Genomic DNA, 26,046 nt, shown 5'->3' on the forward strand with positions numbered 1-26,046 from the left:
AATCATTGACTTTAACGAGTTGTTTTTCTCCTTTTCAAATACTTTAAACCGAAGTAAAGAGCTATAAATAGGACTGCTCCTATAATTATGTAATGTGTATAATCAGATGCATACTCTTTAATATGACGCCAATTTCCACCAAGCTTTTCTCCTAAGTATATAAATAGAATTGACCATGGGATAATCGCTACTACTGTATAAAGTGTAAAGAGTTTTAAAGGCATCTTTGCTAATCCTGCCGGAATAGATATTGCATGACGTACAACTGGGATAAAACGTGCCGAAAATATTACTCCAGCTCCATAACGCTTAAACCAATTTTCTGCTATGTCTAAATGATGTTTATTAATAAGCAGATATTTTCCATATTTCTCAACAACCGGACGCCCTCCGTAATATCCAAGCCAGTATAAAAAGATTTGTGCTAAAGTACCACCGATTGTTCCCGCGATAACAGCCCCGACAAAACTAATTTTTTCTTGCGCAACTAAAAACCCTGCATACGAAAGAACAATTTCACTTGGAATTATTTCAATCATTAAACCTAGTGCTACCCCGAAGTATCCTAGACTTGCAAAGAATTGTAATAACTGATCTATTATATTCGCTAACATATTCTTTTCTATCTCCTTTTTTCTTCACATACCCTCCATTATCACATAAAGATTGCCATCTGCCAATATAATCATGTGAACCTCTTCATCTGAATCATAGATTTTGAAGAGGAATACGCCTTCTTATTTTTTGTTAAAAGAATATGTACAACCTTTTTTCAATATAACCTTGGCATGATACAAAATTAACTTTACTATCCCTCTATTTACGGGCGTGTCGACTAATAATCAACGTAAATATAACAAACGAGACCGATTAATTATTAGTCCAGTAGCCTTTCTTTATTTCTATCTTTCATATACGCAAACATTTCTTTAATTTGCCATTCTGTATTTCTAGCATTTGATAAATCAGGTATTTCGTTTTCACTAAAGAAATCTATATCTTCTGTTTCAATGCTTAATTTCTTTTCTCCACCAACAATCTCACAACCTATAAAAATTTTATATACATGTGTAGCTGATAGAGATGGTTGATGTTTTTCTTTATCGAATATAGCTAGTAGCCTAAAATGATCTACCTCATAGCCTGTCTCTTCTAAAACTTCTTTAGTAGCGACTTCTGTTGGAGTATAACCAACATCAGCCCATCCACCTGGTAATGCCCATCTCCCATCACTTTTTTCTTTCACAAATAATAATTTGTCATTTTGAAACACTACCGCTCGTATATCAACTTTAGGAGTTTGATAGCCTGTCTCACTTGCAAATAATTTCTCTACTACTTCCCAATCTGTTTTTGTGTAATGTGACATCATTGAAATTGAAATGTCTCGTAATTGTTGGAAACGCTCTATATCATACACATCTTTGGAGTACGTTAAACCAGCTTGTGCTATCGACTGTATTTGTTTTACCCAATCAATCCATTTAACCGTCATCTCTACACAACTCCATTCTCTATCAAATAAATACTATGTTACTTTTTTGGTACATCTTTATTATACAAAAAAAGAGATTGATAATGTTCCAATCTCCTTCAAAATTAATCCAATTCGTGAAGATGCTCTTCTATATAATTTCTTCTTTTATTTATATATTGAAAAATCATATCAGCCTCTTGGTCAAATGTTTCTATTTTTTCTTTCATATATGGATCCTGAAGTAAATATGGACGAATTAGTTCACACATTCCTTCTACTTTTGGTTTTATAAACGATACTGTAAATTGTTCTACTAATATTTCTTCTAAAATATTTCGATACTGCTTTCTAAAGAAGGGTATATCTAACAACCTTGCACTTAACGTATTATATCCTTGAATACGAATGTATTTATGATTTAGTGGTCTTCCTTGTACATCCCGCCCCCAAGTTGCATCATAATCCCACGGTATGACTTCAAATAAATTTGTCTCATCGTTATGATATAACGCATAGTTATGAACAAAACCATCAAAGTTTTGAGTCAAAATCACTCCAGCTAACCATCGTAAATATTTATCAACATGAAGGTATTTTCCAATTTCTTTTTCATACTCTTCCCTTGATAGTGTATTTGCTTGAAAAACAAATTCACTCAGTTGCTCTTCACTATTTTCATTCGAACATTTAAATTCATATCCTGCAAAAAGCTCGCTTTTAACATCTTTGTCTCTCTCGCTCATTAAAGAAAAATTCGCATCATCATCTATTGCATAATAAATAGAACCATTCGGTAACCCTCTACTTTTTAAAAAGTTTTCATCAACCGATTCTAACTGTAAATATACGCCTTGGATTTGGCCATTTATTTTTATAAATACATGCTGCGACTTCGGTGAAAGTACCCCAATATCATTAAAAAAATCGAGTGATAATTTGTTACGAATAAGCGATGGATCCATAAATTCAGAGTTTAAATGAAATTCCTTTATCCCTTGAAATTTTTTCGGTTTATAAAATTTAACATGATAAGACTTTTTCTCAAACTCGCGAATATGAGCACCTCGATAAACGATATCAATATCATACTTCTTTTTTCCAAATGTTAACTTTGCTGGCACTGGACTATCTGACCAAATATCTTTTTTCAATTCCACTAAGTACATTGGATGAATAAAAAAATCATATAAAGGTAGCATATTTTCTCATCCCTTCCCAGTTCTCTTCATTCAATGTATGCGCCTTGTCTTGTCCATACATCTGCAATCATCTATTTATATAAAATTACACTCTTGTCCTGTTCAGAAAGATGCCTAAATTCATATCATGTTAAGGAAAAAGAATACCTTTTCAATTTAATACATGATAAGGAGGATTTCTATGAAACGTGATATTAGAAAGGCTGTTGAAGAAATCAAAAGTGCAGGGATGAAAGATTTCTTGCATCAAGATCCAAGTACTTTTGAATGCGATGATGATAAATTCTCTCATCATAAATGTACAACAGGATGTAAATGTACAACAGGGCGTAAATGTACAACAGGACGTAAATGTCCAAGAACAAGATGTACTCGCGTGAAACATTGTACTTTCGTTACAAAATGTACTCATGTAAAAAAATGGACATTTGTTACAAAATGTACTCGTGTACGCGTTCAAAAATGGACATTCGTTACGAAAGTTACACGTAGAAAAGAATGTGTTTTAGTTACAAAACGTACTCGTGTAAAAAAATGTACTTTTGTTACAAAGTGTGTGCGCTTTGAAAAGAAATTTTTCTGGACAAAACGAAGTTTTTGTAAAAAAAGTGTATTCTTCCCTCATAGTAATGGTTGCTCTTGCGATGATTCATGTAATCATGACGGAAACAAATGGCATGGTTGCAAAGACGGCGGGCATAAGTTCCCTTCCTGCAAACATAAGAAATTCGATCACTTCTGGTATAAAAAACGTAAGTGGTAGTTTTTTTATGTCAACAAAAAAAAGCCGCGTTGCGGCCTTTTTTACGTTCACTGAAAATGACTTACATCTGCAAATTGTTTTACTTTACCACGATTTTCATCAAATTCAATCACACTGAGACTCGCGCTATACATAAATGGATCATCCCACACATTTTCAATTTCAATACCCGCGAAATGCCCTACAAGTAATTTCGCTGCCGCAGCATGAGAGACAATCAATATACTCTCACCTTTATGCTTTTCTAAAAGTATATGTAGCCCTTCTATTACCCTCTTATGAACGGCCTCAAAGTTTTCCCCTGATGTTGACTGAAAAAGATGTGGCTCATTCCAAAATAAATGTACTTCTTCTGGATACTGCATTTCCAAGTCATTAATTGTTTGCCCTTCCCATGCCCCCATATTAATTTCATAGAAATGTTCATCTGCAATAATTGGTATATTGCGTTCTCCTTTAATCAGTTCAGCAGTATGAAGCGTTCTTTCACTTGGACTACTATAGATGGCATGAAGCGGTAAATCCTTCATATGATCACCTAATTGTTGTGCTTGTATCATACCATTCTCAGTTAATGCTGAATTTTTTTGTCCTTGCATCCGCCCTGCTACATTCCATTCCGTCTCACCGTGTCGTGTTACATATACCGTTGTCTTCATTTCCTATTCCCCCTTACCATTTTGGCCGCAATTCCCACGGCTCAACTCTCCCTACAACCCATTCCGCGTATTTCCCTTCAATTCCTTTTATAACCCCGTCAGCTATCTCTTCATGAGTAAGCCACCTTGCATATGTATCTTCTAAAATAAACCCTAATATAATTCTATAATAACTGCATAATGCCCCGCCTATTTTTTGTAACTTCGCACGTGATGCACTACTACCTAATATATGAAATACACTATATTCCTTAGACGACAATTCAATCTCTTCGCAAATTATCGGAAGTGCACGTTCAGCAGTCGAATGTATCCATGCAATAACTAGTGTGATTGGGCCATTGTGTTCAATTGACTCTTTAATAGATTTCTTTACATCTTCTTCGTTATGATAATCTAAAGAAAGACTCGTAATTTTTTCTCGTTCACTACATGCTTGCTTAACATTTTCTAATTTCGCATTATCTCGTCCAATAATAGAAACATGAAACCCTTGCTTACAAAGCCACATAGAAACCTTCTTTAACATTCCTGTTCCACCAATTACAAGTGCATGCAAATTCCTTCCCTCCCTCAGTAGAACATCATATGAGGCTTTGCTTCCCTATAATAATTTAGACGGTCTTGTAACGTCCCTGAATGGAACTCAAATTTATGACCATCTGGATCAAGAAAATATATAGATTCGTAATCTCTCACATCACGTTCTCGGCCTTTTAAAATATGAACTTCGTTTTCTTCTAATCGCTTTAACAAACAATTAAAATCTTCCTGTTCAACAGTAAATGAAATATGTGTATAAGATTGATAAATCTCATTTCTTGGAATATCTACTTCCTCATTAAGCGCTATCCAAACTCCGCATATATTAAAATACGCAAGTTTTCTCCCTTTAACTAACAATTCTCCTTCTAATACTTTCTCATAAAACATAATAGATTTTTCCAAATTTGAAACTGAAAAACATAGATGATTGATTCCTTTCAACACGTAAGGTTCCTCCCTATACAAATAAAAGATGAGCGAAAATTCACTCATCTTTTATTATACTATTTTTTTGTAATATATGCCCATTTATAACTAAAGTCCCCACCGAACGTATGGTTAGCAATACCTTTTACATACGTCTTCTCTAAATAAGCTGTACTTTGTTGATACGTAGGAGAGATTGCAGCATCTTGACCAATTAAGATTTTTTCAGCTTCTGCAAGTGCTTTCCAGCGTGCTGCGTCATCCTTTAATAGTTCCCCTTTTGATTTCGCTACTAAATCATCATATTTCGGATTAGAATAAGCCATTTCATTGAATGTGCTTCCTGTAACGAACATATCAATGTACGTCATTGGATCTGGATAGTCTGGGCTCCATGCAGATAACGAGAATTCATATTGTAGCTTCTTCTCTAAATCTAGTTTTTGTTTATATGGTTGTTGTTTCAAATTCACTTTAATGCCCGGTAAATTTTTCTCTAACTCTTCTTTAATAAAATCGCTCACTTTTTTACGACTACCGTTATCATCATTTAGTAATTCTACTGTAATTGTATCTTGACCAAGTTCTTTTTTCGCTTCTTCCCACAATTTTTTTGCTTTTGCTACATTATCTTTATTATCACGGAAATTTTTGTTTACAGAACGGAAGTCTTTTCCATCTGGTCCTGTCGTAAATTTTTCAGGTACTAAGAAGTATGCTGGCAATGACCCGTCATTTAAAATAACATCTGCAATTCCTTTTTTATCATATGCTAAATCAATTGCTTCACGAACTTTTTGATTTTTAAATGTTGCATTTTGTTGATTAAAGCGTAAGAAATACATACGTGGATCTAGCTTCGTTTTAAATTCATCTGGCTTATTCTTTTTATATTTATCAACAAATTCAGAACTTAGAATAACTCGATCTGCTTGATTACTATCATATAAATTTACTCCTGTGCTTGTTTCCTTTACAACACTTACATTTATTTCTTCTAGCTTTACAGTATCTTTATCCCAATAATTAGGGTTTTTCTTTAACTGATAACTTTGTTCATGTTTCCATTCACTCATTGTAAATGGTCCATTGTACAATAGTTTATCTGCTTCTAATGCATATTTATCCCCTTGTTCCTTTACATACTTTTCATTTAAAGGGAAAAATGTTGGGAACGAAGTAAGTTCAAGGAAATACGGCGCTGGTTGTTCCAATTCCACCACTAACGTTTTATCACCCTTTGCTTTAACTCCTAATTGATCTAAAGGTAATTCCCCCTTATTTACTTTCTGTGCATTTTTCACATCAAATAAAATAAATGCATACTCAGCAGCAGTTGCTTTATCTAATGCACGTTGCCAAGCATATACAAAGTCTTGCGCTCGAACTGGCTCGCCATTAGACCACTTTGCATCTCGTAATTCAAATGTATATGTTGTTTTATCCTCACTAATCTTCACATCTTTTGCCATACCTGGCGTTGGCTTATTATCCTTATCTAAACGATATAATCCTTCCATTGCATTTACAAAGGCGCGGAAAGATACGGAATCCGTTGATTTTGACGTATCCATTGAAGGAATTTCTGCTGTTTCCAGTAAGTTTAAAACTTGCTTATCTGCTACTCCCTTACTTGCTTCTTTCTTCGTTGTAGATGCCTTCTCCCCATTTCCGCAACCTGCAACTAACACACTAGTCGATAATGCAACTGCAGCAATCGTTGTTACCTTTCTCTTCATTCTTCCTTCCCCCAATCTATATGTATAAATGAAAGCCTGTATAATATATACCATTATACAAAAGATTCTGATTATTTTAAATATTTATTTTTATAAACAGAAAAGAAGCAGTTAGAAATTGCTTTCCATCCGCTTCTTTTTGCACTGCTTTTACTTGTAATCCATCCTCTAAGTCAAATGGATTTTGAACCTTAAATATTTCTTCCATCATCTTCAAAAACTCTTCTTCACTTTTAGATTCACCGTTAATCGTAAGTGAGTATGGCTCAATTTCACTCAATTTATAATCAACAATAAATTGAATCGTAACTTTTTGTCTTGGCATCCCTGGGCTGTATCCTTGAAATTCTACTAGTTCCAGTCCTTCCGACCCGCGATAATATACCCACCCTGAATTTTGGAAATAATTTTCAAACGATTCACCAATCGAAAAGAACGGGTATTCATAAAGCGAGCTTGTACGTACTTTTTGTATAATGTCTCGATCCGTCGGAAAAAAGAAATGACTGAAAAAAATAGTTGCAATGGTCAAAATAGTAACGATTGTCGCCCCCATTTTACTCGTTCCACCACTATCACGAATAAGATATTCTTCAACCGATTCATTTTCAATTCCCCGTGCCTTAATACGATATATACGCCTTTCTGCAAATTGATAATATAATCCATTCGCAAAAATCCCCATGCCAAATATAATAAAAACGAGTAATAGAAATGTAAGGGGAACCATATTAATAACTGGCAACGCTACATTGAATCCCATATAATAAGAAAATGCATCACATGTTACTAATAACAATACAAATAAAGCAGCAGGTAAATAATACTTCCGATAACCAAGCCATCCTACATTAAAAATAGCTGCCCATCCATTCCAGCTCCACCTAGCAATTCTTTTATTTTCTAACTCCCATTTTTTTTTATAATGTGGATAATTTCTTCCTACATATACTTCTAACTCTTTGTCTATTAGCGAGCTTCCTTCACCTTGTTCATTATGCAAGTTTCGCTGACAATTTGCACAATTTAACTGACCATTAGTACAAGGTCGCCCACAATTTATACATTTCAAAACGATCCCTCTTTCCATCCATACTTCATTTTATAATACCTTCATGCTTCAATAACCACTCTTTCCTCCATAAACCACCCGCATACCCAACAAGCTTTCCACTCTTTCCAATCACACGATGACATGGAACGATAATTGAAATTGGATTCCGACTATTTGCTCCTCCTATCGCTCGTACAGCTTTCGTATTCCCAACCTTCTCCGCAATATCTAAATATGAAGCACTTACGCCATATGGAACAGTATAAAGTGCATCCCATACATTCTTTTGAAATGTTGTTCCTTCAGCAGACAATGGAACTGTAAACTCTTTTCTTTTACCTTTAAAGTATTCATCTAATTCATCTATACATTGTTCAACAATTTCATTTTTAAGTTCTTCTTTTCTTTCTTCAACAAATATAACAGACGTAATTCCTTTCGTATTCGCTGTAATTTCCAGCAAGCCTAATTCATTTTCATAATAAGCCCGATACATACGTCATCCTCCAATTCTTTTCATATTTGTCATTGTAACACGAATTGACAAAATTTTGCGTATAAGCGTTTCATTAGGGAAACTACAAACAGAATGATAAAATGAAAGAAAATTCAAACAAAGGGGGATTCCAATGCTTTTTTCACCTTATACAATTAAAGGTGTTACGCTAAAAAACCGTATTGTTATGTCACCTATGTGTATGTATTCATCAGAAAATGAAGATGGACAGGTAACCAATTTTCACCTTGTTCATTATGGGACTCGAGCAGCTGGGCAAGTCGGTCTCGTTATGATTGAGGCAACGGCAGTTGTACCTGAAGGACGTATTTCTAATAAGGACCTCGGTATTTGGGATGATAGTCTTGTTGAAGGTTTACACAAAACCGTAACATTCATCCGTGATAACGGTGCAAAAGCTGCCATTCAACTCGCTCACGCTGGAAGAAAGGCTGAATTAGAAACGGATGCTTTAGCTCCTTCAGCAATTCCATTTAACGATAGAATGAAAATACCAGTAGAAATGAATAAACAGCAAATTAAAGAAACTGTTTTAGCTTTTCAAAGAGCTGCTTTACGATCTAAAGAAGCTGGCTTTGACGTTATTGAATTACACGGTGCCCACGGTTATCTTATTAATGAATTTCTTTCTCCACTTTCCAATAAGCGAACCGATGAATATGGAGGTACACAAGAAAATCGCTATCGCTTCTTACGTGAAATCATTGATGCAGTAAATGAAGTTTGGACTGGACCGTTGTTTGTTCGTATTTCTGCTAATGATTATCATCCTGAAGGTTTAACTGTTCAAGATTATGTTCAGTATACAAAATGGATGCAAGAACAAGGTGTTGATTTAATTGACTGTAGTTCAGGTGCAGTTGTCCCAGCACACATTGATGTTTATCCTGGGTATCAAGTACAATATGCCAAACATATTAAAGAACATACTAAGATTGCAACTGGTGCAGTTGGATTGATTACGACTGGGTCACAAGCGGAGCAAATTTTAAATAATAACGAAGCAGATTTAATCTTTATCGGACGTGAGTTACTTCGCAATCCGTATTTCCCAAGAATAGCCGCCAATGAACTTGGCTTTGAATTACAAGAACCGTATCAATACAAGCGAGCACCTGGGAAAATCCATACGAATAAATAAAACCGAGAATAATATGTAATACTGAATCTAAAGTAATTAAAGATATACTACACGACGACACATGTTGTTTAACAATGTAGTTTTTAGGTGTATCAGCACTTTGCTTGATACACCTATTTTTTCATGTCTTTTATCACTACTTTCAATTGTTTTGTTTGGTGTGAAACTCAAGCAATTTTAATCCTCGCTTATAAATATGAACGCTGAGCTGGCCATGAACCTTGGAGTTTGCGAAGCTGTACAATTTGTCCTGTATGATAAGCATCGTGCAAAAGGATATTCAGATATTGTTGCCAAACTGATAGAGAAGGACTTGGTTGATCCAGTTCCGCTTCTTGAAGGGATGTTAATGAAGATTGTAAGGCATCATGTACGTGAAGTGTTCGCTTCACTGTTTGTTGCCAAGCATCATCATCATTAGGCCCACCTTGGACAAACGTGTCATCATTATTTTGTGGAGCAACAAATGTGTCATCTTGATGTAAGCGGGAAAGTAAGCGCTCTTTAAAGGTTAGTAAATGGTTTACATTTTCCCAAATCGTATTACTGGCCTTTCCTTTTGGTTGCCAACATGCTTGTGCAGCCGTAAGATTCTTTAACGCTTCTGATATCGGTGGATACCATTCTTCTTCGTAAAAAACTTGCTTGACTCCACTTTGCAATATTTCTTTTTTACTCATTAGTACAGCCTCCTTTTTGTAATTTTTCATAAAAATATAAAAAAGTAAAAATATACATACCCTTTATATCTGTGTAGCCCAATCGTTTTCAGATTTCACTCAGACAAACCTGAAAACAATGCTCGGTAAGATCGCTTCTAAATGGGCGGTATATCCTAATGACTTATTGGCATCAAAAACAATGGATATATGATAGTAGTGTATTTTTAAATGAAATAAAAAATTCTTATTAACCTAAAGCATGCGATAGGTTAATAAAATTCTAAAAATGTTGTTGTAGTAAATGAGGTCACTTGTAGTACAAAAATAGGATAGAAATAGCAGATATCTCTTCTGCCTTTCTATCCTTCTTTTTTGAATTTAAATTATAAATTGTCGTGATAATTGTTAAACAACATGCATTTACTGTTAATTCAAGCCTCAACCTTTATTTCTTTGGTCTTTCAGTAAAAGTCATTCTTCCCGGTTTTATTTATTCTATCGTTGTAATTTCATTTGAATTATAAATATGGATACCCGACTCTTCACGTAACGCTGTTATATACATTCCCTTCGCTACGTCTTTCGCTGAGATTGGTTTATACTTTTTAAAAGCACCTTTAAATATAAACGGAATAATACGAGATAACTTCTCAGCCATTCTTTCTCCAAAACGAAATTCTTGTCGATTTCCTACTAATAATGAAGGCCTAAAAATATGAATACCACCAATAACTAGCTTTTGCAACTCCTCTTCCATCTTCCCCTTTACTTGCGAGTAAAAGAAAAATGATTTAGGATTTGCTCCCATTGATGAAATAACAAGGAAATTTTGCACACCTTGTTTTTCAGCTAAACAAGCAGCTCGTAACGTATATTCATAATCTACTTTTTTAAAATTCGCCTTCGATTTCGCTTTTTTAATCGTTGTTCCTAAACAACTAAATACATCATCTACTGCAAAAAACTCTTTATATTCCTCTAATACCGAAAAATCCACCTGTTTCTGCTGTAATTTCTCATGTTGCCATTTCAATGGTTCCCTTACAAAAATAGTAACCGAATCGTAGTAATCTGAGTCAAGTAATAGACGCGTTATTTCTTGTCCAACTAATCCACTTGCACCAAGTACTAACGCTTTTCGTTCATTCATATATATGCATACCTCTTTATTTACTTTTCTCTCCTTTTGCTGATAATCGCTAATAGGAGTTTCCGTTTTATTATTTTATCATAAGTAAAGCACTATGCGTAAGCATAGTACTTTACTTACTCTTTTTTCTTTTCTTTTTCTTCCACTGGCAATTTCGTAATTGTTGTAGCATCCCCTAAATTACTTATTAGTCTTCTTAAAAAGATTAAAACAAAAGTTAACGGCAAAACAACCGCAAGTATTAAAAAGATAGCCTCCATAATGTATCCCAAGCGCTCATCCCCTTTTTTCTGCTCCCTCCCAATATATGAAAGTAACATTGTCACATATGCACCAATCATAAAAATTAATACCTTTCTTTTTGACAGATTTATAACAAAATCAAATCGTAATGATTATTATTTATTGCAACTTTCATAAAGATGTATTATACTAGGTTCGCAAACTAAAACGTAATTATTCCGTTTTGTGTTGAATCGATATTTTCTTCTTACATTTGGAGAAAATATAATTGTAAAAAAGAAAAGAGGAGAATTATATGCCGAAAAAATTAGCTATATTTTCATTTATACTTATTTTCACACTCATCTTTGCTGGATGTTCCAACAACAAAGATGGTGCAGCGAAAAAAGATGGGAAACTTTCTGTTTATACAACCATTTTCCCACTTGCTGACTTTGCAAAAAAAATCGGTGGTGATTATGTAAATGTAGAAGCAATTTACCCACCTGGTGCGGATTCTCATACATTTGAACCGAGTCAAAAACAGACTGTACAAGTTGCAAAAGCCGATTTATTCGTTTATAACGGCGCAGAATTAGAACCATTTGCCGAAAAAATGGAAAAATCATTAAAAAATGAAAACGTAAAAGTTGTAAATGCATCTAAAGATATCGAACTTCGTACTTCAACTGAAGAAGAGCAACACGATCATGGAGACGGTCATAAAGAAGATGAACATCACCATGATAAAGATCCACACGTTTGGTTAGATCCTACTCTTGCGATGAAACAAGCAGAAAAAATTAAAAATGCACTTGTAGAATTACAACCTGAACATAAAAAAGAGTTCGAAAAAAACTTCGCAGCACTACAAACAAAATTTACTGATTTAGACGATCAATTTAAAGCCGTTGTTGCAAATGCAAAAACGAAAGAAATATTAGTTTCACATGCAGCTTATGGCTACTGGGAACAACGATACGGTCTAAAACAAATTCCAATCGCTGGAATTTCAGCATCTGATGAACCATCTCAAAAACAGCTTGCTGACATTACAAAAACAGTAAAAGATCACGGTCTAAAATATATTTTATTTGAGACATTCTCTACTCCAAAAGTAGCATCAGTTATTCAAAAAGAAACAGGTACAAAAGTTTTACGCTTAAATCACCTTGCTACTATTTCTGAGGATGATGCGAAGAACAATAAAGATTACTTCACATTAATGGAAGAAAACGTAAATACTTTAAAAGAAGCAACAAACTAATCAACTATATTTTCTAGGCAGCTGAATATTTCATTCAGCTGCCTTTTTATGTATTTCCCCTTGACTTGACCGAAATAACAAGTAAAATTATCCATATTAGCTTTTAAGCTATAATAATTTAGAAGGTGAGTTGGAACTATGAACCTTCACATTTGTGAAGTAACAGCAAATAATTGGCGTTCAGTAGCTGCTTTAAGCGTAACAAAAGAACAGCAGCAATTTATTGAAAGTAATGCGTTTTCTTTAGCGGAATCATTATATGAAGAAAATGGAACGTCAGTAGGCTTATATGATGAAGAAACACTTGTTGGATATGCACTGTATGGATGGTATTGGAAAAAGAATGAAAGCGTATGGTTAGATCGTTTTATGATTGACCAACAATTTCAAGGAAAAGGATATGCAAAGCGTTTCCTTCGCCTTTTAATTCAGTTCTTACAACAAAAATTTGAATGTAAAATAATTTATTTAAGTTTACATCCAGACAACAAACTAGCAATGGGATTATACGAATCATTCGGTTTCCGCTTAAATGGGGATATTGATGATGAGGGCCCAGTTGTAGGTGTTGTAATGGAATTGCTTATAGATAAAAATACAAGCCTGTGAAAACAGGCTTTTTGTTATAGATTTATCAATGTAACATTTTCTATTTCTAGCTTCTTCCCCTTATATACTTCATTTTTACAATCTAATACTATCTCAACGAAGTGCTCATTCGATTGAATAAAAATAAGCCTGCGATTTACGCAGGCTTACTTCACACACTCTTGGAAATGTTCTTGGAACCACTCTTTATTAATATCTTTTCCGATGAAAACTACTTCACTTACTCGCTCTTCACCCTCTTGCCACTCTCTATCATACGAAGCAGCAAACAATGTATGTACACCTTGGAAAACAATACGTTTATCTACTCCATCAATTGATAATATTCCTTTGTAACGATATAAATGCTCTCCTAGTTCTTGAACGACAGCTGACATCCACTCATTAAGTTTTTGTAAATCTAACGGACGTTCTTCACGTAATACAAATGATTTTACGCCTTCTAGATGATTATGTTCTTTATGTGGGTAAATTTGTAACGTATCTCTCGTTTTAAACGTTTGTATTTGTAGTAATGATGGAATATCCACCTCACAGTTAGTCGTCGGAATTAATTTCGCAGTTGGATTTATTCCTTGAAGTTCATGTAGAAGGTCTTCCTTCTCATTTTCTTCAATTAAATCTAATTTATTAACTAAAACTACATCAGCAAATGCAATTTGTTCTTTTGCTTCTAGTCCCTTTTCAAAATGTTTATGTATATGGTAACTATCTACCACTGTTACAACGCCGTTAATTTGGTATGCAGATTGAATAACTGGATCTAAAAAGAACGTTTGAATAATCGGACCCGGATTTGCAAGACCCGTCGTTTCAATTACTAAGCCATCAAAATCCATTTTCCCCTCTGCTTTTACATCCAGTAATTGTTTTAAGGCAACGAGTAAATCTTCACGTACAGTACAGCATAGACAACCGTTTGTCATTTCCATAATTTCTTCTTCAACATTCATAATTAATTGATTATCTATACCAATTTGCCCTATTTCATTTACAATCACTGCTAATTTCTTACCGTGATCCTCTGATAAAATTCGGTTTAATAATGTCGTTTTCCCTGATCCAAGAAAACCCGTTAATATTGTTACTGGAATCATCCCTTACATCTCCTTATTGCTCTATGTTTCTACATTATAGCATATAGAGAAAATCGTTTTTGTAGCAAAACATATTTATTGTATGTACAACCGGCTAACTATATAATAGTATTTAGCAAGAAAGCCTTTTCAAAAATATTATTATTCATCAAGGAGGTACTTATAATGGAACGAGTTCAAATGACCGAAACACTAGAATTTTCTCGTATTATTCAAGGATTTTGGCGTTTAGCAGAATGGAATATGACGAAACAAGAATTACTTTCTTTTATTGAAGCTTGTATGGATATGGGAATTACTACTTTTGATCATGCTGATATTTATGGTGGATATACATGTGAAGGATTGTTTGGAGAAGCGTTACAACTAAAGCCTTCCTTACGCGAAAACATGCAAATCATCACAAAATGTGGAATCGCTCCCCCATCACCGAAATTTCCAGAACGATATGTCGCTCACTACAATACGAGTGCAGAACATATTATAAAAAGTGCGGAGGATTCATTAAAAAACTTACATACAGATTATATTGATGTACTGCTCATTCATCGTCCCGATCCATTCATGGATCCAAATGAAGTGGCAGAAGCGTTCTTACGCTTAAAACAAGAAGGAAAAGTTCGTCACTTCGGTGTTTCTAACTTTTTACCTTCTCAATTTAATATGTTAAGTTCGTATTTAGACTTCCCGCTTATTACAAATCAAATCGAAGTATCTGCGATGCAGCTTGAGCATTTTGAAAAAGGTACTATTGATTTATGCCAAGAAAAACGAATCAATCCAATGATTTGGTCACCTCTTGCTGGTGGTGAAATCTTTACTGGTCAAACTGAACGTGCTGTACGTTTACGTGAAACTTTACAAAAAATCGCTACTGAACTAGGCGTTGATAGCATTGATACTGTTATGTATGCATGGTTACTTGCTCATCCAGCAAAAATGATGCCAATTGTTGGCTCTGGCAAATTAGATCGAGTAAAAACGGCTGCAATGGCAACAAAAGTTAATTTAGATCGCCAACAATGGTTTACAATTTTCGAAAGCTCTAATGGACATCCTGTACCCTAATGCATACAAAAGAAGAGCTGTTACTTTACAGCTCTTCTTTTTCATATGTATTTCTCGTCATAGCGAACACACACATATCCCTTAATCCATTTCCCTCTACCGCAACACTCGCACTTTCTAAAATACCCTCTAATTTAAAGCCTAATTTCTCAGGTATCGCTCTACTCTTCTTATTTAGAGAATCGCATCGAATTTCTACGCGGTTTGCTTTCAGTTCAGCAAAAGCGTAATCCGTTATACCTGCTGCAGCCTCTACCATATAGCCCTTTCCACTAAACCTTGAATCAATCCAATACCCGATTTCAAATTGAGGTATATCCCAATTAATACGATGTAATCCGGCAGATGCAATAAATTCACCTGTTTCTTTCGAAAACACTAGTAATCTCAAATCCTCACGCTGCAAAAATTGAATATGCGATTTTCTAATACTCTCTTCTATTTCTTCCTCTGTTTGCTCTTTTTGTGCAAAAACCATCCAAGGCTTTAATTCTTTCATTGAAGCTTGAATCGCTTCATATACAACCTTACCATCACCTGGTTTTGGCATTCGAATAAAAAGCCTTTCAGTATTAAATTCAGTAGGAAAATCGAATAATAACGGATTCAATATAAACACTCCTTATAATTCTTTTATATATAATAATATCCATCTCAAGCTATATAGTAAAGAAATTTCTGAATTTTATACATTTTCCTCATTCACATCAGCCGCCACACGAATTCCAGATTCAATCGCACCCTGAATCCATCCGTGATATAGTGTTGTATGGTCTCCAGCGAAATATATTCTCCCCTCAGGTTTTACAATGGCTGGTTGTAATTCAGATTCTTGACCAGCTTGAAAAAGTGCAAACCCTCCCAGTGCATATGGATCTAATGTCCAACTTTTTGATATTCCAGACATGAACTCATCATATACTTGCTCACCTAATATTGTTGCTAAATTTTGTAGTGTGTAATAGATGCGATCACCTTTTGATAAACCATCCCATAGCAATGCATCGTATGACCACGTATAACTCCCAAGCATTATGGCTGGTCCTTTTGAACCGATGCCGTGACTTGGGTAATAGGCATAACGAATAGGAAGATCTGTTATAATTCTCCCCCCTAATTGCCCTTGGTCCTCCCAAAAACGACTTTTAAACTGAATTCCTATTTTTGTAGCTGGCATATAATGCAATTCACGAATTGCTTTCCATTTCGCATGAGATATAGAATCAAATGGATCTACTTCCACAAATCGCATTGTTGAAAAAGGGATTGTAACAATAACTATATCACCTGTTATGCTACTATATTCAAAAGTTTCCTCATTCCGATAGTAAGCTGTCACACCATTAGCTTGTTGATGTAGTTTCATTAATTTTTGGTTATATATAATATTTTCTTCTAATTGTGGTAAAAATGACTTTGGTAATCTATCGTTCCCATCTATTATTTCGCAAAATCCGCTTTCCTCTTGCATAATGTATAAAAAACGTAATGTCTCAATGAATGACCTTTCCAAAAAACCTTCTAAGTCTAGTAGAACTCCTATCATTTCAATCGTTACCGGTGAAAAATACGTATTATATTGATAAGGATGATACTTTAAAAACTGCCCTGTAGAGTACTTCCCAAAATCCTTTTCTACAACGTCCCAATTTTTCTCTGGGTTTCTTTTAATAAAATTTATAATTGGTTGAACTGCTAACAATAATAATTCCTCAGAAGTTTTCCCTTCTTCATTCATCTCAACAGGATACCTTAAAATACTCGGGTCTTTTTCGTATTGTTTCAATGTCGTTTTCCGGCCATTGACATAAATAATATCTGTTTCATTTCTATTAATAAAAGGGCTCACCTGTAGCCCAAACTTTCTTATATATGCCATCGTTAATGTATGCGAATACGGAATTCTCATCGCCCCAACATCTAAGTATAATCCGGTATCTTCCATTCTGACTGTCTCAATTCGGCCTCCTACACGATTATTCGCTTCAAAAATCTTTACTTGATGCCCTGCGTCCTTCAGTAAAGATGCCGAAACTAATCCAGCCATACCGGCCCCAACTATAATAATTTGTTTCGGACGTGTTGTCTTTTGCAATCCCTTCTCTATTATCTTTACATCCGCCTGTGTATCAAACATTATATCTTTTTGCACAATCCCACCCCTTACTTCATAAAATGTGCATTAGTGGTTTAGTGCATTTTATTCATAAATCCCCTTAAACATAACACCATATCAATTTGAAGATTCACTAAAAATACATATGGTGTAGCTCTCCCCCTTCTACGCGCTTCATACAATAAATATATATAGTAACTGTAGGGAAAGGGTGAATACACATGAAACGTACTTATGACTATCACGCAACAAAAAAACATTTAGAATTAAAGAAAGAGCAGCTTTGTAAAAAACTTACTAACGTTAAACTTTCTGAAGAAGAACGTAAGCAAATATATCTAGAAATTGATAACTACGAATATATTTTAAACTTAGTCGAAATGAATCATTATGAACGAGGGTTTTCTCGTTAAAAGCGGATAAAATATTATCCGCTTTTCCTTTTGAGCATTTCATTACGCATTTTTCGTAAGTAAATATATAATAGGATGTACATTAAGATTGAGAGGTATATTCTATGATCAAATTAAGTGTATTAGACCAATCACCTATTTCAGATGGTAGCACAGCAGTTGAAGCTTTTTCACATACAGTTACGCTTGCACAAGAAGTTGAAAAACTCGGATTTACACGTTTTTGGGTATCCGAGCACCATAATTCTGTAAGCTTAGCTGGTTCAAGTCCAGAAATACTTATTTCTCATATTGCAGCGAAAACGAATCGTATTAGAGTTGGTTCTGGCGGTGTTATGTTGCCACATTATAGTTCATATAAAGTCGCCGAGAATTTCCGCGTTTTAGAAGCACTTTATCCAAACCGCATCGACCTTGGTATTGGTAGAGCACCTGGTGGTATGCCTATAGCAACTCGTGCATTACAAGAAGGAAAAATGGTCTCACTTGATCAATACCCGGAACAAATTGCAGATGTCGCAATGTACTTACATGATAAAGTACCTGAAAACCATCATTATGCAAACTTAAAAGCTACTCCTATAATCCACACATCAGCTGAAATGTGGATGCTCGGTTCTAGTGGAGAGAGTGCTAAAATTGCGGCGCACAATGGAGCTTCTTTTGCATTTGCACAATTTATTAATGGCTTCGGAGGTCCAGAAGTTATGAGGGCTTACCAGGAACAATTCCAGCCTTCATTTTTAGGGGATAAACCAAAATCAATCGTCGCTATTTTTGTAATATGTGCCGAAACAAACGAAGAAGCAGAAAAAATTGCTTCTAGTTTAGATTTATCAATCTTATTACTAGAACAAGGAAAACGGACTACTGGTACTCCATCTATCGAAACTGCTCAAAATTATTCGTATAGTGCTTATGACCTATTCCGCATTAAAGAAAATCGCCAACGTATGATCGTCGGTGACCCATCATCTGTGAAAGAAAAAATATTAAACTTAAGCAAAGCATACAATACCGAAGAATTTATGATTGTCACAATCACACATCAATTTGAAGACAAATTAAACTCTTATCGCTTATTGGCTGACGCTTTTAATTTATAATTTCAAAAGGGAGATACATCACATATGATGCACCTCCCTTTCTTACTACATATTGTTTTTGCTTCCTATATATTCAATAGCTTCTTTTAATAACTCATCAAAATTATTAGGATAATCATGTTTTAAGTTAGGCACAACTTTATACTTATGTTCTATATCTTTATCCTTTAATAACTGTACAAATTGCTGCGTGACTTCATAACAATCTTCATCTTGATCGCCACATATTATATATCCCTTTATACCTTTATCCTGTAACATCCCCAGCAACTCATTCCATTCTTCAATCGCTGGAAGCCACGGTGCCATAAAAATAAAACCATCCACATTTATATCTTTTTGTAAAATAGTATATAAAGCTACTCTTGCTCCAGCAGAAAAACCACCAATTACTACATTTTCTACTGTATGATTTTCTATAAACTTATCGTAATGCTCTTTTAATTCTTCTTTCCCTCTATCTATATCATCCCAAACAAACCCATCTGAAAACTGAATTTGCGAAGACTGTGGTAAAGCTAACGTATAATCTTGTGTCAAAACTGATTTCCAATATGGTTCTATTATTTGTATATTTTCTTGATCACCATGCATTGTAAGTAGTAGATTTCCCTTTTTCTTGCTGTAAATATATTTCACGTCTGCTCGTTCTGTTTTCTTTGCTAATTCTTCTCTTTCTTTACATAATTGAACCATTTTATGAAACTCTTCAAATTTATGTAGTGGTTTTAAATCGTCGTCGGAAATTAAATACTCATTTCCATACCAAAATCCATTTTCTATAATTGCTTCCTTCATTAAATGCAACGCTTCTTCTTCAAGTCCAGCTGCACTTGCTAATGCATATTTAAAATTATATATTTGCGCCTCATTCCCCACTACACCTTTAGCATGTTCCATTATATAAGTGTACGCTTCAAAACTTCCTTTATTTGCATAACAATCTAACGTTTCATTTAACAACTTAATATACGTCATGTTATTTTTCATATTGTAGTTCCCCCGTAACCTTTTTACTTATTTCTCGAACTATTAAACCATTCTGTGGTCACGGTGTATTCTATAACTTAACAATAGCCGATTCTCAGAATGATATTTACTAACTAATGTATGTATACGCATAATACATCGCTTCTTTCTATCTACTAGTTTTAGTATAAAGTTAAATAGACTGAAAAATCAATATTTTAATAACCAAAAAAAGACAACAATATATTTATTGTTGTTTGCATCACATCTACCTACTATTCTTTTTTTTCTTATCTGGTTTACTTGAAACTAAATAATGTTTTTCTGAAATATATAAGTTTCTTTTTAATATACGATTTAAGTAAGGTCCTAGTTTCATTCCGCATACGAGGCGATCTTCGCTATTTTCAACAATTGGGAACATTTCTTTTTCAGTTACATATTGATCTACTGCCTTTTGTACGACATCAATTTCTTTAACTAGTTTTAAATTTTCTTCTGTATGTTCAAATACTTCAAGCGTTTCCTTCGTAATAAGAAAAAGATTTGTTGGAAATGCAGGTAAATAGGGCTTTAACAAATCATAATTTACAGTGTAATCATCATTTACTAAGACTGTATAAACGATATTAGCATTCGTTTCTAGAAACTTAGCCATCGCTTGCTCTAATTCGTCTTTCGTAATTTCCCTCTCTTCTTTTCCAGTTCTGAAAAAGCGAAACATCGCATCGCCTCCTTTTCACTATATTATAGCATAAAAGAAAACTGAAAAATTATAAAAAACTCTATTGAAAGAATTTTTCAATAGAGTTTTTTATAATTTTTTATTTTAAGAATGCACTTAACATCCATACATGTTGTTCTAATGTCGTATGAATTGCTAATAACATATCAGCCGATGTTTCATCACCAGCTTCATCAGCTACTTCCATACCTTCTTTTAACTCTTGAATGAGTGCAGAAAAATCGTTTACTAAAGCTTGTACCATTTCTTCTGCAGACTCCTTGCTTGTTCCTTCGCTCACAGTTGAAGTTGCTAGATACTCTTTCATTGTCGCTAACGGTTTTCCTTCTAACGCTAAAATACGTTCTGCTAACTCATCAATATATGTTCCAGCCTCATTATAAAATTCTTCAAATTTCTCATGTAATGTAAAGAAGTGTGGTCCTGTCACATACCAATGATAATTATGCAATTTCACATATAACACATTCCAGTTTGCTACCTGCTTGTTTAATACTTCAACAACATTTGTTTTCGTACTCATACAATCCACTCCTCTTATCATTTTATAATTATTATCTTTTAATAATTCAATTACATTCTACCATACATTTCCTATTCTCTCGAGTGAACAGCTTATATGTAACAAAGTTTTAACACCTTTAATATTTCCCTAATATCATATAATTCATGTATTCTTTCAACTACTTCATATGTCTAATCGTCCAAGCTTACACATATGCATAATAGTAAGTCAAGCTCATCATAGAAGAAAGAGGGATAACATGGACAATCAACAATGGCAAGTAGCAAAGAAAGTCGCTGCTACTTATATCGGAACTGTCGTTGGAGCTGGATTTGCTACTGGGCGAGAAATTGTTGAATTTTTTACAGTTAACGGATTGTACGGGACAATTGGCATATGTATAAGTGGATTTTTTTTTATTTGGCTCGGCACTAAGATGATGTTACTCTCATCACAAATCGGGGCATTTTCAGCTCAAGAATTCAACAAATACTTATTTGGGGATGTATTTGGAAATGTCGTAAACACATTATTATTACTCGTATTATTTGGTGTAACGAGCGTTATGTTATCAGGAGCCGGAGCAGTATTTGAAGAACAACTCCGCCTTCCGAGACAACTTGGCATTTTCATCACAGTCATCGCCTGTCTCATTATTGGGAGCCGAGGATTACAAGGTGTTTTTGAAGTAAATACGCTCGTTGTACCTATTATGATGATCTTTATTATCGGACTCGCCATTACAACTTTTATTCATGATTCAACTCCTATTATTAACACCATTCCTACAGAAAGTTGGAATATGAAATGGATTACTAGCCCTATTACATATGTCGCATTAAATCTTTCTCTCGCCCAAAGTGTTCTCGTTCCATTGGCCAGTGAAGTAAAAGATCGAAAAGCTATTTTATGGGGTGGTATTTTAGGTGGCGCGGGGCTTTGCTTTATTTTATTATGTAGCCACTTAGCAATATTATCAGTTGAACAATTTTATCAATACAACATCCCAATGGCTGAAGTTGTAAGAAGGTTTAATGCAACTTTCCACTTTTTCTTTGTTCTTATCATTTTTGGTGAAGTGTTCACAACATTAGTTGGGAATATATTCGGAATGACAAAACAAATGCAATCCATTACCGGATGGAAAAGCAACCATATTATTTACTTCATATTACTAATTAGTTATTGCTTTAGTTACATCGGTTATAGTGAGCTTCTTCATATTTTATATCCTATTATTGGTTGGGTGAGCATCATTCTACTACCGATTATTGCTTGTAAACAACTTCAAAAAACATGAAAAAGCATCCGTGTATACGGATGCTTTTTCATGTTCATTCACAGTCTCCACATACTTCCCAGTATGGCCCCATCTCCACTGCAAGGTATGGCTTTAATTGCAATCGAATCATTCGACTTGGCATGCGTTCTAAAACGAATTGAATGCCATCTTCCTCTTCGTCTAACTCAACTTTCGAAATAGCAATTCTTTGCATAGTAGTAATGGGGCTTCCATCTTTATATAAAGTGATTTTCACCTCATCATATTCATTAAAATATAATTCAACACTCATTTGTTTTTTTAACATTTCATCAACAATTTCATATTTATCATTTTGTTCCTGGATTATATATTTCCAGCCGTCTCTTCCCGCTTCTAGTGGAGCAACTTGAAATAATGTCACCAAATCCTCGTATAGCATAAGATAACCCCTCTCTTACTAAAAAACGATGAGTATTTTATATACCCTTTATCTCTATCACTATCCATGTTTATTGTACCATATATCAAGAATCTTACCCCATTCATTTGCTTCATAAACACATATAAAACATATAGTATTCTTATTTCATTCTCTGCTCACTAGTATAGCTTTTTGTTGACAACTAATCTCCTACTGATTTATTAGCCCACACCAATCAGGCTTTTACGGGCAGCCCGAAAATAGCGGGATAAATATTTTGGATTTTATATAAAAAAGAAGAGTGACTTGTATCACTCTTCCCTCAAAAAAATTTTCCCGTCGCTACTAATGCTAAAACTATAATTAAGCATGCAAATAATAGCGATACAATTAAACTAAAAATCGGTAATACTTTCTTTTCATTCTTCCTAGATAATAACCTTAAACTAAGAATGATGTTTAATGGTACAAATATAAAATAAAAGTATTTAACGATTTGTATTGAGCTATTTGAAAGTGTTTTAAATACAAACACTTCAATTAAAAAAACAACAAAGAATAAAATACTTAACCAAAATGAGACATAACTAAGCCATGAATGTCTTTTCGTTCCCCAATATACTCCCATAATGATCTCCTTTAAACGTAGTCTATATTATATTAATTATACACCCACTAAACAAATTCCTCTATTTTTCGACAAACATTAAATAAAGTGAACCTCTAATCATTTATATCTCACTGTTTCTGTTTCCCTTTACCTATTAGCTAAAAAGGCTGTCTCTAATAGCACAAATGCTATTTTGAGACAGCCTCCTCTTTTTACACTTTAAACCTTTCAATTAACACTTGTAACTCTTCAGCCATTTGAGATAATGTACCAGCTGCAGAACCAATTTCCTCCATGGAAGCCAGTTGCTCCTCAGCTGACGCAGCAACACTTTGTGTACTCGTCGAGTTATTTTGTGCTGTCATTGCAATTTGACCAACTGAAATAGATACTTCATTTGCACCTTTTGACATTCCATTAGCCGTTTCAACCATCGTTTTTATTTGATCAGCAATTTCATTTGTAGATTGTAAAATCTCAGTGAAATTTTGTTTCGTTTCATTAGCGATAACAAGTCCAGATTGAACTTCTTCATTTACATTATTCATAGATTTTACTGTCTTACTCATATCATCTTGTATTTCACAAATTAATTTACTAATTTCACTTGATGAAACGCTAGATTGTTCTGCTAATTTTCGTACTTCATCAGCAACAATTGCAAAGCCTCTTCCATGCTCACCAGCTCTTGCAGCCTCAATTGCTGCATTTAAAGCTAGAAGATTGGTTTGATCTGCAATATTTTGAATTACTTCTAAAATATCACCAATTTGCTTTGATTTGTTATTCAACAACTGAATAACAGCATCTGATTGTGAAACAGATTCCGCAATAGACTGCATTTGATTTACTGTTTTTCCGACTAGTTTTCCGCCATCTTCTGCTTTTTCACGAGTATGAGCAGAAGCAGCATTAATAGATGATGAACTATTTGCTACATGCTGAATCCCTTCTGTTACATCAAACAGTAACATGGCACCATTTTCAACACTTGATGTTTGCGTCGTTGCCCCACTTGATATTTCATCCATTGCCATTGTAATTTGTTCAGTCGCTTCACTTGCTTGTCTGACGCTTGCTGTTAACTCTTCAGATGCAGCAGCAACATGCCCTGCTGAAGTATTAATCCTTCCAATTAATGTACGTAATGAATGGGTCATCTCATTAAACCCTTTAGCGAGTTGACCAATTTCATCATTTGAATGTATTTGAATCGTTTGAGTTAAGTCCCCTTCACTTATTTCTTTAGAAGTGACAACTAATCTCTTTAACGGTTTCGTAATAGAAAGTGTCACGAAATAAATAAGCGCTCCTCCTACAACTAATGAAATCAGCATAACAATTAACATATTATAAAAAACAGGTTGAGCAGCTTCAACTACTTCATTTGAGTACATCGTCCCACCGATTTTCCAACCTGTTTTTAAATTTGTAGCGAATACCATTTTCTTCTCACTACCACCATAAGAGTATGAAAAAGTCCCATGATTATCTTCATAAATCTTCTTAGCCCAAGCATCATCTGCTTTGTCGCCCGATTTCTCTTGAGGGTGGGCAATTACTTTTTGCTTCCCATCTAAAATGAAAGCATAGCCTTTTTTACCAATATTGATTAACTTTGTTGTTTTCAATAAATTATCTAAGCTTAAATCTACTGCAACAACACCATTTTTATCTTCTGTTTGTTTTGCAATTGTTACGACAATATGTCCATTTCCTTGTGCCTTATATGGTTCAGTGACAACAATTCCACCTTGCTTATTCACTGCATCTTTATACCAAGAACGTGTCGTTGGATCGTAATCTGCTGCCATTTGTATATTTGGTTCTTGTACAAATTTCTTATCATTTCCTGCAACATATACTTGTTCAACATCTTTATTTAAGTTGATATATTGAGATAGCATTTTCCTTATTTCATCTTGATTATCCCCTTGATACATATCACCGCGAATCACTCGTGCGAAGTTATTCACATCATTGAATTTTGCTTCGATCATTTGATTAATTAAATTATCCAATATTTTTATATTATCATTAGCACTATTCATAATTTGTGACTCAAAATTCTTTTTAGCTGTTTCATAAGACATGCCCCCAATAACAGAGACAGCCGCAATTAAAATAACAAAAAATGAAGTTAATAACTTCTTTGCTACTTTCATATCCCGAAACCAACTTAATAGTTTACTCATTATAAACCTCCTACATTTCAATATTAAGTTTTAAAGATAATACAGAGTTAGTTATGAATATATCCCATTCCCTAGTTCTATTTTTACAATTTTGTTTGATGAACAC

At 34.2% G+C, this 26,046-nt stretch carries 29 protein-coding genes; 8 read left to right on the forward strand and 21 right to left on the reverse strand.

Features of this window, described 5'->3' with window-relative positions:
• Positions 1 to 11: 11 nt before the first annotated feature.
• The 3 genes from VK90_RS10695 to cotH all read right to left on the reverse strand — a co-directional run bounded on the left by VK90_RS10695 (position 12) and on the right by cotH (position 2,676).
• Entirely contained in the window at positions 12 to 614 is a 603-nt protein-coding gene (locus VK90_RS10695) for a DedA family protein (protein WP_048372628.1), read from the reverse strand.
• Positions 615 to 877: 263 nt separating this feature from the next.
• Complete coding sequence (locus VK90_RS10700; protein WP_002171528.1) at positions 878 to 1,495, reverse strand: NUDIX hydrolase N-terminal domain-containing protein; 618 nt, start codon at positions 1,493 to 1,495, stop codon at positions 878 to 880.
• A 104-nt stretch (positions 1,496 to 1,599) separates the two neighbouring features.
• On the reverse strand, positions 1,600 to 2,676 hold the full coding sequence (gene cotH / locus VK90_RS10705) for a spore coat protein CotH (protein WP_048372630.1): 1,077 nt from the start codon (positions 2,674 to 2,676) through the stop codon (positions 1,600 to 1,602).
• A gap of 181 nt (positions 2,677 to 2,857) precedes the next feature.
• On the opposite strand from cotH, the gene exsB reads away from it, so the two are divergent.
• On the forward strand, positions 2,858 to 3,439 hold the full coding sequence (gene exsB, locus VK90_RS10710) for an exosporium protein ExsB (protein ID WP_048372632.1): 582 nt from the start codon (positions 2,858 to 2,860) through the stop codon (positions 3,437 to 3,439).
• Positions 3,440 to 3,486: 47 nt separating this feature from the next.
• On the opposite strand, the gene VK90_RS10715 is transcribed toward exsB, so the two are convergent.
• The 6 genes from VK90_RS10715 to VK90_RS10740 all read right to left on the reverse strand — a co-directional run bounded on the left by VK90_RS10715 (position 3,487) and on the right by VK90_RS10740 (position 8,359).
• Positions 3,487 to 4,098: a phosphoserine phosphatase 1 gene (locus tag VK90_RS10715; RefSeq protein WP_048372635.1), complete on the reverse strand. Its 612-nt coding sequence runs from the start codon at positions 4,096 to 4,098 to the stop codon at positions 3,487 to 3,489.
• 13 nt (positions 4,099 to 4,111) lie between these two features.
• Positions 4,112 to 4,657 carry a short-chain dehydrogenase gene (locus VK90_RS10720; protein ID WP_002171523.1) on the reverse strand — a complete coding sequence of 182 codons (546 nt, stop codon included), beginning with the start codon at positions 4,655 to 4,657 and terminating at the stop codon, positions 4,112 to 4,114.
• Positions 4,658 to 4,671: 14 nt separating this feature from the next.
• Positions 4,672 to 5,088, reverse strand: a complete 417-nt coding sequence (fosB, locus tag VK90_RS10725) for a FosBx1 family fosfomycin resistance bacillithiol transferase (protein WP_002171522.1) — start codon at positions 5,086 to 5,088, stop codon at positions 4,672 to 4,674.
• Positions 5,089 to 5,147: 59 nt separating this feature from the next.
• The gene (locus VK90_RS10730; RefSeq protein ID WP_048372637.1) at positions 5,148 to 6,809 is read right to left on the reverse strand and encodes a peptide ABC transporter substrate-binding protein; all 1,662 of its coding nucleotides are present in this window, start codon (positions 6,807 to 6,809) and stop codon (positions 5,148 to 5,150) included.
• Positions 6,810 to 6,885: 76 nt separating this feature from the next.
• A complete protein-coding gene (locus tag VK90_RS10735) occupies positions 6,886 to 7,881 on the reverse strand; it encodes a DUF2628 domain-containing protein (protein ID WP_048372639.1) in 996 nt (331 codons plus the stop codon).
• A gap of 25 nt (positions 7,882 to 7,906) precedes the next feature.
• Complete coding sequence (locus VK90_RS10740; RefSeq protein WP_002171519.1) at positions 7,907 to 8,359, reverse strand: methylated-DNA--[protein]-cysteine S-methyltransferase; 453 nt, start codon at positions 8,357 to 8,359, stop codon at positions 7,907 to 7,909.
• A gap of 133 nt (positions 8,360 to 8,492) precedes the next feature.
• Here VK90_RS10740 and namA point away from each other — a divergent pair, with 133 nt between their 5' ends.
• Positions 8,493 to 9,521, forward strand: coding sequence for an NADPH dehydrogenase NamA (namA, locus tag VK90_RS10745; protein ID WP_048372641.1), 1,029 nt, complete (start codon positions 8,493 to 8,495; stop codon positions 9,519 to 9,521).
• A 188-nt stretch (positions 9,522 to 9,709) separates the two neighbouring features.
• Here the strand turns inward: namA and VK90_RS10750 are convergent, their stop codons facing one another.
• The 3 genes from VK90_RS10750 to VK90_RS29825 all read right to left on the reverse strand — a co-directional run bounded on the left by VK90_RS10750 (position 9,710) and on the right by VK90_RS29825 (position 11,674).
• On the reverse strand, positions 9,710 to 10,201 hold the full coding sequence (locus VK90_RS10750; protein ID WP_048372643.1) for a DinB family protein: 492 nt from the start codon (positions 10,199 to 10,201) through the stop codon (positions 9,710 to 9,712).
• Between the two features lie 472 nt (positions 10,202 to 10,673).
• Positions 10,674 to 11,333, reverse strand: coding sequence for an oxidoreductase (locus VK90_RS10755; RefSeq protein ID WP_048372646.1), 660 nt, complete (start codon positions 11,331 to 11,333; stop codon positions 10,674 to 10,676).
• A gap of 116 nt (positions 11,334 to 11,449) precedes the next feature.
• Positions 11,450 to 11,674, reverse strand: a complete 225-nt coding sequence (locus tag VK90_RS29825) for a hypothetical protein (protein ID WP_002171515.1) — start codon at positions 11,672 to 11,674, stop codon at positions 11,450 to 11,452.
• Positions 11,675 to 11,871: 197 nt separating this feature from the next.
• Here VK90_RS29825 and VK90_RS10765 point away from each other — a divergent pair, with 197 nt between their 5' ends.
• Both VK90_RS10765 and VK90_RS10770 read left to right on the forward strand, forming a co-directional pair.
• On the forward strand, positions 11,872 to 12,822 hold the full coding sequence (locus VK90_RS10765; RefSeq protein ID WP_048372648.1) for a metal ABC transporter substrate-binding protein: 951 nt from the start codon (positions 11,872 to 11,874) through the stop codon (positions 12,820 to 12,822).
• Between the two features lie 138 nt (positions 12,823 to 12,960).
• Positions 12,961 to 13,431 (forward strand): GNAT family N-acetyltransferase, encoded by a 471-nt coding sequence (locus VK90_RS10770; RefSeq protein WP_048372651.1) that lies wholly within the window; start codon positions 12,961 to 12,963, stop codon positions 13,429 to 13,431.
• A 146-nt stretch (positions 13,432 to 13,577) separates the two neighbouring features.
• Here the strand turns inward: VK90_RS10770 and VK90_RS10775 are convergent, their stop codons facing one another.
• On the reverse strand, positions 13,578 to 14,528 hold the full coding sequence (locus VK90_RS10775) for a CobW family GTP-binding protein (protein ID WP_048372652.1): 951 nt from the start codon (positions 14,526 to 14,528) through the stop codon (positions 13,578 to 13,580).
• 165 nt (positions 14,529 to 14,693) lie between these two features.
• Between VK90_RS10775 and VK90_RS10780 the strand changes: the two genes are divergently transcribed.
• On the forward strand, positions 14,694 to 15,596 hold the full coding sequence (locus VK90_RS10780) for an aldo/keto reductase (RefSeq protein WP_048372655.1): 903 nt from the start codon (positions 14,694 to 14,696) through the stop codon (positions 15,594 to 15,596).
• A gap of 25 nt (positions 15,597 to 15,621) precedes the next feature.
• Here VK90_RS10780 and VK90_RS10785 read toward each other — a convergent pair whose 3' ends face one another.
• Both VK90_RS10785 and VK90_RS10790 read right to left on the reverse strand, forming a co-directional pair.
• Entirely contained in the window at positions 15,622 to 16,206 is a 585-nt protein-coding gene (locus tag VK90_RS10785) for a GNAT family N-acetyltransferase (protein ID WP_048372656.1), read from the reverse strand.
• A 75-nt stretch (positions 16,207 to 16,281) separates the two neighbouring features.
• Complete coding sequence (locus VK90_RS10790; RefSeq protein WP_048372658.1) at positions 16,282 to 17,748, reverse strand: flavin monoamine oxidase family protein; 1,467 nt, start codon at positions 17,746 to 17,748, stop codon at positions 16,282 to 16,284.
• A gap of 185 nt (positions 17,749 to 17,933) precedes the next feature.
• On the opposite strand from VK90_RS10790, the gene VK90_RS10795 reads away from it, so the two are divergent.
• Entirely contained in the window at positions 17,934 to 18,125 is a 192-nt protein-coding gene (locus tag VK90_RS10795; protein ID WP_048372660.1) for a DUF3896 family protein, read from the forward strand.
• 104 nt (positions 18,126 to 18,229) lie between these two features.
• Entirely contained in the window at positions 18,230 to 19,231 is a 1,002-nt protein-coding gene (locus VK90_RS10800) for an LLM class flavin-dependent oxidoreductase (RefSeq protein WP_048372662.1), read from the forward strand.
• A gap of 45 nt (positions 19,232 to 19,276) precedes the next feature.
• Here the strand turns inward: VK90_RS10800 and VK90_RS10805 are convergent, their stop codons facing one another.
• The 3 genes from VK90_RS10805 to VK90_RS10815 all read right to left on the reverse strand — a co-directional run bounded on the left by VK90_RS10805 (position 19,277) and on the right by VK90_RS10815 (position 21,468).
• Entirely contained in the window at positions 19,277 to 20,221 is a 945-nt protein-coding gene (locus VK90_RS10805) for an alpha/beta hydrolase (protein ID WP_048372664.1), read from the reverse strand.
• A gap of 247 nt (positions 20,222 to 20,468) precedes the next feature.
• Positions 20,469 to 20,924, reverse strand: coding sequence for a DUF3939 domain-containing protein (locus VK90_RS10810; RefSeq protein WP_048372666.1), 456 nt, complete (start codon positions 20,922 to 20,924; stop codon positions 20,469 to 20,471).
• Between the two features lie 100 nt (positions 20,925 to 21,024).
• Entirely contained in the window at positions 21,025 to 21,468 is a 444-nt protein-coding gene (locus tag VK90_RS10815; RefSeq protein WP_002171502.1) for a Dps family protein, read from the reverse strand.
• Between the two features lie 241 nt (positions 21,469 to 21,709).
• On the opposite strand from VK90_RS10815, the gene VK90_RS10820 reads away from it, so the two are divergent.
• On the forward strand, positions 21,710 to 22,750 hold the full coding sequence (locus VK90_RS10820; protein ID WP_048372668.1) for a YkvI family membrane protein: 1,041 nt from the start codon (positions 21,710 to 21,712) through the stop codon (positions 22,748 to 22,750).
• A 34-nt stretch (positions 22,751 to 22,784) separates the two neighbouring features.
• On the opposite strand, the gene VK90_RS10825 is transcribed toward VK90_RS10820, so the two are convergent.
• From VK90_RS10825 to VK90_RS10835, 3 genes are all read right to left on the reverse strand, one after another.
• On the reverse strand, positions 22,785 to 23,153 hold the full coding sequence (locus tag VK90_RS10825) for a DUF3979 family protein (protein WP_048372670.1): 369 nt from the start codon (positions 23,151 to 23,153) through the stop codon (positions 22,785 to 22,787).
• 304 nt (positions 23,154 to 23,457) lie between these two features.
• Positions 23,458 to 23,763 carry a hypothetical protein gene (locus tag VK90_RS10830; protein ID WP_048372672.1) on the reverse strand — a complete coding sequence of 102 codons (306 nt, stop codon included), beginning with the start codon at positions 23,761 to 23,763 and terminating at the stop codon, positions 23,458 to 23,460.
• 194 nt (positions 23,764 to 23,957) lie between these two features.
• Positions 23,958 to 25,940: a HAMP domain-containing methyl-accepting chemotaxis protein gene (locus tag VK90_RS10835; RefSeq protein WP_048372674.1), complete on the reverse strand. Its 1,983-nt coding sequence runs from the start codon at positions 25,938 to 25,940 to the stop codon at positions 23,958 to 23,960.
• Between the last annotated feature and the right edge of the window lie 106 nt (positions 25,941 to 26,046).

It is taken from the genome of Bacillus sp. LK2, from assembly GCF_001043575.1.
Taxonomy (GTDB): Bacteria; Bacillota; Bacilli; order Bacillales; family Bacillaceae_G; genus Bacillus_A; species Bacillus_A paramycoides.

Excerpts from the sequence above, each read along its gene's own strand:
- VK90_RS10810 (WP_048372666.1), bottom strand. The coding sequence starts at position 20,924 with ATGTTTCGCTTTTTCAGAACTGGAAAAGAAGAGAGGGAAATTACGAAA.
- VK90_RS10805 (WP_048372664.1), bottom strand. The coding sequence starts at position 20,221 with ATGAAAAATAACATGACGTATATTAAGTTGTTAAATGAAACGTTAGAT.
- VK90_RS10780 (WP_048372655.1), top strand. The coding sequence starts at position 14,694 with ATGGAACGAGTTCAAATGACCGAAACACTAGAATTTTCTCGTATTATT.
- VK90_RS10775 (WP_048372652.1), bottom strand. The coding sequence starts at position 14,528 with ATGATTCCAGTAACAATATTAACGGGTTTTCTTGGATCAGGGAAAACG.
- VK90_RS10750 (WP_048372643.1), bottom strand. The coding sequence starts at position 10,201 with ATGAGTAAAAAAGAAATATTGCAAAGTGGAGTCAAGCAAGTTTTTTAC.
- VK90_RS10815 (WP_002171502.1), bottom strand. The coding sequence starts at position 21,468 with ATGAGTACGAAAACAAATGTTGTTGAAGTATTAAACAAGCAGGTAGCA.
- VK90_RS10770 (WP_048372651.1), top strand. The coding sequence starts at position 12,961 with ATGAACCTTCACATTTGTGAAGTAACAGCAAATAATTGGCGTTCAGTA.
- cotH (WP_048372630.1), bottom strand. The coding sequence starts at position 2,676 with ATGCTACCTTTATATGATTTTTTTATTCATCCAATGTACTTAGTGGAA.
- VK90_RS10830 (WP_048372672.1), bottom strand. The coding sequence starts at position 23,763 with ATGGGAGTATATTGGGGAACGAAAAGACATTCATGGCTTAGTTATGTC.
- VK90_RS10825 (WP_048372670.1), bottom strand. The coding sequence starts at position 23,153 with ATGCTATACGAGGATTTGGTGACATTATTTCAAGTTGCTCCACTAGAA.
- namA (WP_048372641.1), top strand. The coding sequence starts at position 8,493 with ATGCTTTTTTCACCTTATACAATTAAAGGTGTTACGCTAAAAAACCGT.
- VK90_RS10795 (WP_048372660.1), top strand. The coding sequence starts at position 17,934 with ATGAAACGTACTTATGACTATCACGCAACAAAAAAACATTTAGAATTA.
- VK90_RS10765 (WP_048372648.1), top strand. The coding sequence starts at position 11,872 with ATGCCGAAAAAATTAGCTATATTTTCATTTATACTTATTTTCACACTC.
- VK90_RS10715 (WP_048372635.1), bottom strand. The coding sequence starts at position 4,098 with ATGAAGACAACGGTATATGTAACACGACACGGTGAGACGGAATGGAAT.
- VK90_RS10800 (WP_048372662.1), top strand. The coding sequence starts at position 18,230 with ATGATCAAATTAAGTGTATTAGACCAATCACCTATTTCAGATGGTAGC.
- VK90_RS10740 (WP_002171519.1), bottom strand. The coding sequence starts at position 8,359 with ATGTATCGGGCTTATTATGAAAATGAATTAGGCTTGCTGGAAATTACA.
- VK90_RS10820 (WP_048372668.1), top strand. The coding sequence starts at position 21,710 with ATGGACAATCAACAATGGCAAGTAGCAAAGAAAGTCGCTGCTACTTAT.
- VK90_RS10835 (WP_048372674.1), bottom strand. The coding sequence starts at position 25,940 with ATGAGTAAACTATTAAGTTGGTTTCGGGATATGAAAGTAGCAAAGAAG.
- VK90_RS10700 (WP_002171528.1), bottom strand. The coding sequence starts at position 1,495 with ATGACGGTTAAATGGATTGATTGGGTAAAACAAATACAGTCGATAGCA.
- exsB (WP_048372632.1), top strand. The coding sequence starts at position 2,858 with ATGAAACGTGATATTAGAAAGGCTGTTGAAGAAATCAAAAGTGCAGGG.
- VK90_RS10695 (WP_048372628.1), bottom strand. The coding sequence starts at position 614 with ATGTTAGCGAATATAATAGATCAGTTATTACAATTCTTTGCAAGTCTA.
- VK90_RS10730 (WP_048372637.1), bottom strand. The coding sequence starts at position 6,809 with ATGAAGAGAAAGGTAACAACGATTGCTGCAGTTGCATTATCGACTAGT.
- VK90_RS10755 (WP_048372646.1), bottom strand. The coding sequence starts at position 11,333 with ATGAATGAACGAAAAGCGTTAGTACTTGGTGCAAGTGGATTAGTTGGA.
- VK90_RS29825 (WP_002171515.1), bottom strand. The coding sequence starts at position 11,674 with ATGATTGGTGCATATGTGACAATGTTACTTTCATATATTGGGAGGGAG.